The organism is Nocardia carnea (genome assembly GCF_029868325.1).
Taxonomy (GTDB): domain Bacteria; phylum Actinomycetota; class Actinomycetes; order Mycobacteriales; family Mycobacteriaceae; genus Nocardia; species Nocardia carnea_C.
Window position 1 is genome coordinate 16,705 of record NZ_JARWNW010000155.1, and the last position, 9,415, is coordinate 26,119.

The 9,415-nt window shown below is 67.4% G+C and carries 14 protein-coding genes; 4 read left to right on the forward strand and 10 right to left on the reverse strand.

Features of this window, described 5'->3' with window-relative positions; genetic code table 11:
• Nucleotides 1-20: 20 nt before the first annotated feature.
• The 3 genes from arsB to QH196_RS11415 form a co-directional block, all read right to left on the reverse strand.
• Nucleotides 21-1,139 carry an ACR3 family arsenite efflux transporter gene (gene arsB / locus QH196_RS11405; protein WP_280415737.1) on the reverse strand — a complete coding sequence of 373 codons (1,119 nt, stop codon included), beginning with the start codon at nucleotides 1,137-1,139 and terminating at the stop codon, nucleotides 21-23.
• Entirely contained in the window at nucleotides 1,136-1,504 is a 369-nt protein-coding gene (locus QH196_RS11410) for an ArsR/SmtB family transcription factor (protein ID WP_280415738.1), read from the reverse strand. Before QH196_RS11410 ends, arsB begins: the two co-directional genes overlap by 4 nt.
• 188 nt (nucleotides 1,505-1,692) lie before the next feature.
• A complete protein-coding gene (locus QH196_RS11415) occupies nucleotides 1,693-2,319 on the reverse strand; it encodes a TetR/AcrR family transcriptional regulator (RefSeq protein WP_280415739.1) in 627 nt (208 codons plus the stop codon).
• 100 nt (nucleotides 2,320-2,419) lie between these two features.
• Between QH196_RS11415 and QH196_RS11420 the strand changes: the two genes are divergently transcribed.
• Nucleotides 2,420-3,382 (forward strand): zinc-dependent alcohol dehydrogenase family protein, encoded by a 963-nt coding sequence (locus QH196_RS11420; RefSeq protein WP_280415740.1) that lies wholly within the window; start codon nucleotides 2,420-2,422, stop codon nucleotides 3,380-3,382.
• A 15-nt stretch (nucleotides 3,383-3,397) separates the two neighbouring features.
• On the opposite strand, the gene QH196_RS11425 is transcribed toward QH196_RS11420, so the two are convergent.
• The gene (locus QH196_RS11425; RefSeq protein ID WP_280415741.1) at nucleotides 3,398-3,808 is read right to left on the reverse strand and encodes a RidA family protein; all 411 of its coding nucleotides are present in this window, start codon (nucleotides 3,806-3,808) and stop codon (nucleotides 3,398-3,400) included.
• 80 nt (nucleotides 3,809-3,888) lie between these two features.
• On the opposite strand from QH196_RS11425, the gene QH196_RS11430 reads away from it, so the two are divergent.
• Nucleotides 3,889-4,278, forward strand: coding sequence for a winged helix-turn-helix transcriptional regulator (locus QH196_RS11430; protein ID WP_280415742.1), 390 nt, complete (start codon nucleotides 3,889-3,891; stop codon nucleotides 4,276-4,278).
• Nucleotides 4,279-4,316: 38 nt separating this feature from the next.
• Here the strand turns inward: QH196_RS11430 and QH196_RS11435 are convergent, their stop codons facing one another.
• Nucleotides 4,317-5,228, reverse strand: coding sequence for an LLM class flavin-dependent oxidoreductase (locus QH196_RS11435; protein ID WP_280415743.1), 912 nt, complete (start codon nucleotides 5,226-5,228; stop codon nucleotides 4,317-4,319).
• Between the two features lie 83 nt (nucleotides 5,229-5,311).
• On the opposite strand from QH196_RS11435, the gene QH196_RS11440 reads away from it, so the two are divergent.
• Complete coding sequence (locus tag QH196_RS11440) at nucleotides 5,312-5,686, forward strand: winged helix-turn-helix transcriptional regulator (RefSeq protein ID WP_280415744.1); 375 nt, start codon at nucleotides 5,312-5,314, stop codon at nucleotides 5,684-5,686.
• Between the two features lie 4 nt (nucleotides 5,687-5,690).
• Here the strand turns inward: QH196_RS11440 and QH196_RS11445 are convergent, their stop codons facing one another.
• The 5 genes from QH196_RS11445 to QH196_RS11465 form a co-directional block, all read right to left on the reverse strand.
• Nucleotides 5,691-6,311: an antibiotic biosynthesis monooxygenase gene (locus QH196_RS11445; protein ID WP_280415745.1), complete on the reverse strand. Its 621-nt coding sequence runs from the start codon at nucleotides 6,309-6,311 to the stop codon at nucleotides 5,691-5,693.
• Nucleotides 6,312-6,520: 209 nt separating this feature from the next.
• The gene (locus QH196_RS11450) at nucleotides 6,521-6,670 is read right to left on the reverse strand and encodes a hypothetical protein (RefSeq protein WP_280415746.1); all 150 of its coding nucleotides are present in this window, start codon (nucleotides 6,668-6,670) and stop codon (nucleotides 6,521-6,523) included.
• 10 nt (nucleotides 6,671-6,680) lie between these two features.
• Complete coding sequence (locus QH196_RS11455) at nucleotides 6,681-7,238, reverse strand: hypothetical protein (RefSeq protein ID WP_280415747.1); 558 nt, start codon at nucleotides 7,236-7,238, stop codon at nucleotides 6,681-6,683.
• A complete protein-coding gene (locus QH196_RS11460; RefSeq protein WP_280415748.1) occupies nucleotides 7,235-7,426 on the reverse strand; it encodes a hypothetical protein in 192 nt (63 codons plus the stop codon). Before QH196_RS11460 ends, QH196_RS11455 begins: the two co-directional genes overlap by 4 nt.
• A 288-nt stretch (nucleotides 7,427-7,714) precedes the next feature.
• The gene (locus tag QH196_RS11465; RefSeq protein ID WP_280415749.1) at nucleotides 7,715-8,248 is read right to left on the reverse strand and encodes an Lrp/AsnC family transcriptional regulator; all 534 of its coding nucleotides are present in this window, start codon (nucleotides 8,246-8,248) and stop codon (nucleotides 7,715-7,717) included.
• Between the two features lie 187 nt (nucleotides 8,249-8,435).
• Here QH196_RS11465 and QH196_RS11470 point away from each other — a divergent pair, with 187 nt between their 5' ends.
• Nucleotides 8,436-9,374, forward strand: a complete 939-nt coding sequence (locus QH196_RS11470; protein WP_280415750.1) for a DMT family transporter — start codon at nucleotides 8,436-8,438, stop codon at nucleotides 9,372-9,374.
• Nucleotides 9,375-9,415: the final 41 nt, after the last annotated feature.

The window sequence follows — 9,415 nt, forward strand, 5'->3', positions numbered from 1 at the left end:
TACTTTCCTGCAGGAGTGGGTCAGGGCCGGACTTCGGCATCGCGGGCAGCCGCGCCCGCGTCGACCGGTGCACCGGAACTCCGGAACTTGTTGCGGAGCGCGAGGGACACATAGACCAGCCCGACCAGCACCGGCACTTCGATCAGCGGTCCCACCACCCCGGCGAGCGCTTGGCCGGAGGTGGCGCCGTAGGTGGCGATCGCGACCGCGATGGCGAGTTCGAAATTATTGCCCGCCGCGGTGAAGGCCAGCGTGGTCGTCCGCTCGTAGCCGAGGCCCATGAGCGCACCCAGCAGGTAGCCGCCGCCCCACATGACGGCGAAATAGGCGAGCAGCGGTACCGCGATCCGCACGACGTCCAGGGGCTGGGCGGTGATCCGCTCGCCTTGCAGGGCGAACAGCACCACGATGGTGAACAGCAATCCGTACAGCGCCCACGGCCCGATTCGCGGGATCAGTGTCGTCTCGTACCAGTCGCGGCCTTTCGCGCGCTCCCCGAGCCGGCGGGTGAGGTATCCGGCCAGCAGCGGGATCCCGAGGAAGATCAGCACCGATTTCGCGATCTCCCAGGGCGAAGCCTCGATCGTGGTCTGTTCCAGCCCCAGCCATCCCGGCAGCACCGAGAGGTAGAACCAGCCCAGAACCGCGAACATGATCACCTGGAAGACCGAGTTCAGCGCCACCAGGACAGCGGCGGCCTCCCGGTCACCGCAGGCCAGATCGTTCCAGATGATCACCATGGCGATACACCGCGCCAGCCCGACGATGATCAGACCCGTGCGATATTCGGGCAGGTCGGGTAGCAGTAGCCACGCCAGCGCGAACATCAGCGCGGGGCCGAGCAGCCAGTTCAGCACCAGCGACCCGGCCAGCAGCCGCCGGTCGCCGGTGACGGTGTCGAGCCGGTCGTAGCGGACCTTGGCCAGCACCGGATACATCATGATCAGCAGCCCGATCGCGATCGGCAGCGAGATCCCGTCGATTTCCACCGCGGCCAGGCCGTCACCGAGTCCGGGTACCAGCCGGCCCAGCAGCAGCCCGGCGACCATCGCCACCCCGATCCACACCGGCAGGAACCGGTCCAGCGTGGAAAGCTTTCCCACCACACCCGGTGCGCTACCGGCCGTCTCGGCGCTCACGCGTTCACCTCGGCGGCCGCACCGCTTTCCATCAGCAGCACCTCCGAGAGCCGTCGCAGCACCTCCGGGACCACCCGGTAGTACACCCAGGACGCACGCCGCTCGCTGGTGAGCAGGCCCGCGCCACGCAGCACCTTCAGGTGGTGCGAGATCGTCGGCTGGGTCAATTCGATGCCCTCGGACAGATCGCAGACGCAGGCTTCCTGCCCGGCCCGCGAGGCAATCGAGCTGAGCAGCCGCAACCGCACGGGATCCGACAGCGCCTTGAAGACCGCCGCCAACTCCACCGAGGCATCCGCCGACAGTGGTTCCCGGATCCGGGCCGAGGGACTACACCCCTCGACCGGCATCTGCGAATTAGACATATATCGATATTGACTGTCATCTAACCCAGAGGGCAAACGAACGTCCGGTGAACTATCCCACGGGCGGCTGTGGTCGGCGTCCGGCGAACGCTCGACAGCCGTCAGATGTCCGAGTCACCCCAGCGGGTTCGTTCCCGGCTGCACAGCCGCCCGACCTGCACCTCCGCGGCACCGTCGGCCATGAGGCTTCAGCCTGCAGTTACGGGGACCAACCGCGGAACCGGCGGCAGCGGCGCGGACTCCGGGCCGGCGCGGAATGCTTCGATCACAAAGGCGGCGAAGCGCCGCGAAGCCGCGGTGCGAGCAACCTGCGAGCCGGGTTGGATACCCCGGTGCGCCATGAGCATCAGCATCAGGTCGTCCAGTACGAAATCGGGGCGGAGGTGCCCGGTTTCCTTGGCGCGGCGCGCCAGTTCGATGATCGATTTCAGCGCGTACTCCCGGCTCGCGACGAAATCCATGGCGTTCGGGAACGTCGACATGAAGGCTTCGGTGAATCCTCGGCTGTGCGCGTTCAGCTCGAACGTCCGCTCGATGACGCCGCAGAAGCCGTGCCACGGGTCCGGATCGGCCAGACCCTCGTCGGCGATGGCGTGGCAGGTGCGCATCTGGTCGATGAATGCCTCGGTTGCCAGGGTTTCCTTGGTGGAGAAATGGCGGTAGAGGGTGGCGGGTCCCACCTCGGCCAGGCGTGCGATCTCCCGCATCGGGACACCCAGCCCGTCGGTGGCGAACAGGGTGCGCGCCGCCTCGAGGATGCGGTCGCGGTTGTCCCTGGCGTCGGAGCGCAGCGGGTGAGTCAAATGGTCGGGCATCCCTCTCACTTTAGCTAAACGGACGGGTGCGTCCGTTAGCGTCGGAATCGAGCGAGACGATCCATTCCTCGCCCGACCCACCCCAGACCGAGGAGAGATAGTGAAGGCAGTCGTCATCCGGTCATTCGGCAGCCCCGACGGGCTGGCCGTCATCGATACCCCGGCCCCCGTTCCCGGCCCGGGACAGGTGGCGATAGTCAGCGAGGCGATCGGCGTCGGCGGTGTCGACGCGATGATCCGCCGCGGCACCCTCGCCGGCTACGGCATCGAGGCAGGCCATATCCCCGGTTCGGAGGTCGCCGGAACCGTCACCGCCGTCGGCGAGGGCGTCGACGCCTCGTGGACCGGCAAGCGGGTGTGGGCGTTCACCGGCCGCGGCGGCGGTTACGCGGAACAGGCCCTCGCCTCGGTCGAGGAGATCCTGCCGCTGCCCGCGGACCTGTCCGCCGCCGACGCGGTCACCCTCGGAAGTTCTGGAATGGTGGCCCATTTCGCCTTGGCGCACGCCCATTTCGCGCCCGGGGAGGCCGTACTGATACGTGGCGCGGCCGGCAGTATCGGAGTAATGGCGGTCCAGCTGGCGGCCCGCGGAAACGCCCGCGCCGTGGCGGTCACTACCTCCTCGGCGGAACGCGGCGACCGGCTCCGCGCACTCGGCGCCACCCATGTCCTGAACCGTTCCGGTGAGGGCGCCACCGACGCCCCCACCGGCTACGACGTGATCATCGACATCATCTCCGGGTCGGATATGCCGGCGTTCTTCGACAAGCTCGCACCGAAAGGTCGCATGGTCGCCGTCGGCGCCGTCGCAGGTTTCCCGCCACCGGATTTCGGCGCGACCATGCTGGCTTCGTTCCTGAAATCGCTGTCGTTCGCGACCTTCAGCGCCGACACGGTCGCACCGGCCGATCGCCGTGCCGTCCAACTCGACCAGTGGGCCGCCGCCGGCCGCGGCGACCTGCAGGCAGTTGTCCACGAATCGCTGCCCCTGGAGAAAGCCGCACTCGCACACCGGAAGATGGACGACGGCGAAGTGTTCGGCAGAATCGTCCTGATCCCGTAGCCGAGAACGCGGAGATCAGTCGAGTACGGCGTATGCCTCCACCTCGACCAGCACATCGGGTTCGAAAAGATAGTCGACGCCGATCGCCGACAGCGGCGGTAGCGGCCGGGGTATCCCCAGCTCGTCCACGACGCGGTCGATACCCGCGACGAAGTCGTCGTACTTGTCGGGACTCCAGTTCGTGACGAAGAACCGCAGGCGGACGACGTCGGCGAACGTCGCGCCCGCACCCGCCAGACCGCGCGCCGTACTGCGCAGGGCGTGCGCGACCTGGCCGGCCAGGTCACCGGTCGCGACGGGATTACCGTCGGCGTCGCGCGCGATCTGTCCGGCGATGTGTACCTGGCGGGCACCGGTGGCGATGGAAACGTGGTGATACGGAACGGGCGCGAACATACCTTCGGGGGTGAGCAGCTGTACTGCCATGGGTGGTCCCTTTCGCTGGTCGAAGCAGGTATCCGATTTCTACCTGGTGCCCGAAGGGAACTTCAACGAGACTAGGTTTCATGACGGAAACCACCGCACCGGCCCCGCAGCTCACCCCACAGCACCGCGACCTGCTCGACCAGGTGCTCGACAAATGGTCCCTGCGGATCCTCGATGCCCTGTGCGAGCACGGACCGTTGCGCTTCAACGGCCTCCGCCGGGCCATCCCGGTGGTGACGCAGAAATCGCTCACCACCGCGCTGCGGCGTCTCGAACGCAACGGGATGATCGAGCGGATTGTCACCAGCACCCGCCCCGTCGCCGTCGAATACCGCCTGACACCGCTGGGCAGATCACTACAGGACCTCCTCGACGCACTACTGAACTGGGCGACAGCCACCCTGCCCGCGGTCGAACGCGCCCGCGCGGAATTCGACGATCTGCTGGACGCGGATCACCCGGCGCTGTAGCACCGCGGTCCCGAACCGGCTGCGCGCACCCGCCCCGGCTACCCTTTCAGGGTTCGGGCGAGGAGATCGGCCTGACGGAACCAATCGCCGCCCACCAGGGTGACCACCACCCTGCGGACGCCACGGGCGGCCATCCCGTTCAAGTAGCCGGCCACGAAACCCGGATCCCCGTGAACGAGACTTTCTTCGGCATACTCGGCCGACATCGCGAACATTCCGTCCGGGTCGCACAGCGACCGGACGATCGTCGCATGGTCCGGAAGGGACCGGTCGCCATCCAGGGCCACAACGGCACTGGTCGTTGCGGGTGGAGTCGCCCGCCCGGCGGCGGCCGCCTGCTCACCCAGCCGGGTCAGTTGAGCGGGAATCTCCGCGGGCGACGCCAGCAGGAACCAGCCGTCGTGGGCGGCGGCTCGCCGGACGGCGGCATCCGACATACCCCCGGCAATGATCGGGGGAACCGCGGCCGCCGGGCCGAGCTGGGTCGGAGTATCGCTCGCGTAGCCCAGTTGCACCGGTTTGCCCGCGATCAAGTCGGGCAGCACGCGAAGCGCATCGTCGGTTCTCCGGCCACGTTCCCGGGACGGCACGCCCACCGCGGCCCAGGATCGGTTGTGCCGGTCACCGCCCACGCCCACCCCGAGTATCACCCGGTCGCCGGAGAGATGTTGCAGCGTGGCGACCTGTTTGGCCACCCACGCGACCGGGCGTAGCGGCAATACGAGGACGCCGACGCCGAGCCGTATCCGCTCGGTCACCGCGGCGGCCGCCGCCAACGCGGTGATGCTGTCCAGCAGCGGAGCACCGGTTCCCGCGATGAGCTGGTCGACCACCCAGACCGATTCGAAGCCGAGGTCCTCGGCGTATCGGGCCGCGGCGACGATATCGCCCGGTGAACGGTCCTTTTCGGACATCGTCGGCAGCATCAGCCCGATCTCGAGATCTACCATGGTTATCTCCAGTGTGGTCGGTAATTTTCGGTAACCATGGCGATCGTGCGGCGTTACAGCCGCGAAGGGAAGAAGGCACTTCGATGTCGGATACGCACAGCGATGTACGTAATACCGCCTCCTGCGAGATCCGAGACCTGCTCGACCGGATCGCCGACAAATGGTCGCTGCTGGTCGTGGAACTATTGGGCGAGCGCCGGCTTCGTTTCGGCGAACTCCATCGCACCATCGACGGAATCAGCCAGCGCATGCTCACCCTGACCCTGCGTCATCTCGAACGCGACGGTCTCGTGCTGCGCACCGTGCATCCGGTGGTGCCGCCCCGGGTCGACTACGAATTGACCCCGCTGGGCCGCAGTCTGCTCACCATCATCGATCCCTTGGTGGCCTGGACGCGCGAACACCAGGCGGAGATCGTCTCCGCCCGGTCGGCATTCGACGCGCGACCCGAGCCCTGAGCCCTCAGGCCATTTCCGGCACCCGCAGATGTGCGAGCGCCAATTCGAATTCCCGGACGTCGAGTGCTTCGACCCCGGTCTGCCGGGCCGCATCCACCCGCAGCGAAGCCGACTGTTCCCGGCTCGCGCGCATCGCCGCGGCACTCTCGTAGCTGGTACACGAGACCGCCCGCCCGGACCGGCGGTTGATCATCAGGCTCGCACTGCAGAACCCATCCAGCTGCTCCATCGCGGGCAGGGTGGCGGACTTGTAGATCTCCACGGCCGAATCGAGGCGGCTCGGATCGGTCTTCACCCAGGTCGCGCGGACGCACGCCCCCTCGCCCGCTCGCTGCGCCCGATGCAGTCCGGCGATCTCCCAGTCCTGGATCTGCGCGCTGCCGCCGAACATCGCGAGCCCCCGATCACGGACGGGAGCGATCCGGTCCCGGCTCGCGTCCATCGCTTCCTGCGATTCCCACGAACTGGTGGCAATGCAATGCCCGGTATCCCGGTCGACCAGCAGCGACAGCCCCATACACCCGGGAATTTCCCGCAGTCCGGGGAGAACCTCATCGCGCATATACGCGATCCCGGAATCGATAGCGGAGGGTCGCGCCTGAATTCTGGTAGATCGCGCGAACACGACCCACCCCCTCTCTGCTCGGGGCGGCACCCCGGTGGCGCCACCGGCCCTCTACACCCTGCTCCCCCGCCACCGCGCAGACAAGGGGTAGCCGGTCGCCGTTTCACAACTCGCAGATTTCACAGTGGTGTCCGGTGGGCGCCACCCACGTCGATCCTGCCGCTGTCGCGGCGTCACCCAGCCACTTGTCATATGCAACCAGTGCGACATCAGTACCGCTCGCTGTCGCGGAGTTCCTGCAGCACCGCGCTGACACTGCCCGCGTCGTCAGCACCGGCCTGTTCCAGCCTGCGCCGGAGGCCTGTAATCAGATCCACCCGCCCCCGTGAGGCAGCGCGCACCCGCCCTTCTGTGATCATCCGAACTCCCTCACCAGCACCGCAGCAGGTGCGGGTGGTTGGTTTCGTCGAGCGCGAGCGCGGCGGTCCACAGGGAGGCATCGAGCGTTGCGGGTATCCGCCACTCGGCCGGTGCCGCGGCGGGCACGTGGATACGCACGGGGTCCAGCTCGATCAGGTAGCGGTCGGCGACGGCCCACCATTGCCGGCCGGTCGCGTCCATGACGACGGCGACGATCAGGTCACCGGTATCGGGGAGTTGCCGGGCCGCGACCCGGACCGGTTCGGGGATATGCCGGTTCTCCGCCCGATCCGTGAGCTGATCGCCGCACACCACGAACACGAGCCCGAACCCGAACATGTCCGTTCCCAGCGCCTTCCGCAACTGCGCGGCCCGTACGTGGATCGGATTGGGTTCGTCGTCGCCTCGGTCGCCCGTGAGGTCGACGGCGGCGCATTCGGCGTCGACACTTTCGCCGTCGAACCGGAACCCGTACAGCATCGGCAGCAAACTCGCGGGCATCGACAGCAGAAAGCGGGCGGTGATCTCGTCGATGGACTCCGCGCCGGGATAACGGATCGCGCTCATCCGACGGACCCCCGCGCCCAGAACTGATGCCGGATCACATCCCACAGCGCGGAGAGTTCCGGAAACCGTTCCCGCACCTCGGCGAGATCCGGTGCGGCCTCGGGATCGCTCACCGCGACCACGGTCCGATCGGCGACGACGTTACGCACCCGAATGATCCGGATCTGCTGCCGATCCCGCTGCCACACCGCACGCCACTCCCCCAGTTCCGCGCTGTGGGTTCTGGTTCCGGGGTGCCGTAATTGCCCTGTCGAAGGGCTTCCGCATCGATCCACCATGCGGGTAATCGTCCGCTCCGAAGGTGTTGTCATACGGGCTCGGCGAGACATTCCGAGTCAATCGGACCGTCGACCCAGCGACCGGAACGCCCGGTCCGCCGCAGAGGTACGAATCGGACCGTGATCAGGTCCGCTCCGTAACCGCCGTCACCCGAAGTCCCGCATCCGGCTGCCCGGCGCGGCACTCGGCGAGCGAGTTCACTGCGTCCGGCGCCGAGGTACCGCCTGCCGCCGTCCCCCCGCGGCTTCCCGGCGTGCCGGAGGCGGGTCCTGTACCGGTGCCACGATGTCGCTGCGGATGTGCTCGTACACGATCGACGTCCGCACATCGGCGACTTCGGCTTTCTCGGTGAGCCGGTCGATCACGAAGGCATACAGGTGATCGTTGTCGGGCACTGCGACGTGGAGGAGGAAATCCTCGCTACCGCTGGTGACGAACACACCGAGAACCTCGGGCAGCCGCGCGGACCATTCCCGGAAACCTTCGATATTCGCGCGGGTCGGCGGCCGCACCCGTACCGCCACCAACGCCTGCACCGGCCGGCCCAGCCGGGCCAGGTCCACGTCCAGCCGGGCCCCGAGTATCACACCGCGGTCGCGTAACGCCCGGGTTCGTTCGAGGGCGGTAGAGGGTGCGACGCCGAGTGCCGCGGCGATATCGCGATTCGTACGCCGTGCGTCCCGCTGGAGTTCCCGCAGGATCGCCGAATCAAGTTCATCCAGGAAGCCCATATCCAGATCGTATCCGAATTATATTCAGCAGGCTCGCAATAGTCTTGCAATTCAATTAGCGTTCCAAGGAATCAACCAGAGCAAATTCGGCATTCGGGATCATTTTCGAAATGAGTGAATATCCTCAGCGGCACCGCCCGCCGACCGGCGACCATTCCGCACCGACCAGCCCCCACACCGTCACCACATGGAGCGCACACCACCGAACGGCGCATCGATGACCGCCGCAACCACCACACCGGCACCGGAACGCACCCACCGAGCGACCGGTCCCGCGGCGGTGTTGTTCGCCGCCGGCCTGTGGGGCACGGTCGGACCGGCCCAGGTACTGGCCGCGTCGACCGCAGACCCCGGCACCCTAGGCGTCCTCCGGCTACTCCTCGGCGGCGCACTCCTTGCGCTGTGTGTTCGCTTCCGCCAGTGGCGCAGCGCCTTTCACAAACCTGTCCTGGGATGGGTACTGCTCGCCGCCGTAGCGACAGGCATGTACCAGGTGACCTTCCTGCACGCCGTGGACCGGCTCGGCGCCGCCCTCGGCACCACGATAGCGCTGGGTATCGCACCGGTGGCGACGGGGCTGTGTGCACGACTGTGGACAGCGGAAAAACTCACCACCGGGTGGGTACTGACAACAGCTATCGCTGTCTCCGGATGCGTTGTCCTACTGGCCCCGACGCAATCACAGCCGATCAGCCTCACCGGCACGGCCGTCGCCGTGATATCCGGAAGCTGCTACGGCGTCTATACGGTGGCGGCGAAAAAGTATCTCGACGCCGGCGCACCCGCCCTCCCCACGACGGCGATCACGCTGCTAATCGCGGGCGCAGCCCTCTCCCCGATACTGCTGCACGCCCCCGCGGGCCTGCTGTCGGTGAACACCGCACTGCTGGTCGCGTGGCTGGCCTTCGCGGCCACCACCTGCGCATACGCGAGCTTCGTCTACGGACTCCGGCGCACCACGGCCCCGGCCACCGCCACCCTGAGCCTCGCCGAACCCCTCCTGGCCGCCGCCCTCGGTGTCCTCGTCCTCCGCGAACATCTACCGCCCACAGCAGTAGCCGGCGCCCTCCTCCTACTCGCCGCACTGATTACGACAACCTTCACCGGCAGATCCGCGAGCCGCTGATCACAGCGTGTGTCCGGACGAGCCAGAGGCTTTCCCCGGTG

Coding starts and splice junctions, on each gene's coding strand:
- QH196_RS11410 (WP_280415738.1), bottom strand. CDS start 1,504: ATGTCTAATTCGCAGATGCCGGTCGAGGGGTGTAGTCCCTCGGCCCGG.
- QH196_RS11415 (WP_280415739.1), bottom strand. CDS start 2,319: ATGCCCGACCATTTGACTCACCCGCTGCGCTCCGACGCCAGGGACAAC.
- QH196_RS11425 (WP_280415741.1), bottom strand. CDS start 3,808: ATGGCAGTACAGCTGCTCACCCCCGAAGGTATGTTCGCGCCCGTTCCG.
- QH196_RS11430 (WP_280415742.1), top strand. CDS start 3,889: ATGACGGAAACCACCGCACCGGCCCCGCAGCTCACCCCACAGCACCGC.
- QH196_RS11435 (WP_280415743.1), bottom strand. CDS start 5,228: ATGGTAGATCTCGAGATCGGGCTGATGCTGCCGACGATGTCCGAAAAG.
- QH196_RS11440 (WP_280415744.1), top strand. CDS start 5,312: ATGTCGGATACGCACAGCGATGTACGTAATACCGCCTCCTGCGAGATC.
- QH196_RS11450 (WP_280415746.1), bottom strand. CDS start 6,670: ATGATCACAGAAGGGCGGGTGCGCGCTGCCTCACGGGGGCGGGTGGAT.
- QH196_RS11455 (WP_280415747.1), bottom strand. CDS start 7,238: ATGAGCGCGATCCGTTATCCCGGCGCGGAGTCCATCGACGAGATCACC.
- QH196_RS11465 (WP_280415749.1), bottom strand. CDS start 8,248: ATGGGCTTCCTGGATGAACTTGATTCGGCGATCCTGCGGGAACTCCAG.
- QH196_RS11470 (WP_280415750.1), top strand. CDS start 8,436: ATGGAGCGCACACCACCGAACGGCGCATCGATGACCGCCGCAACCACC.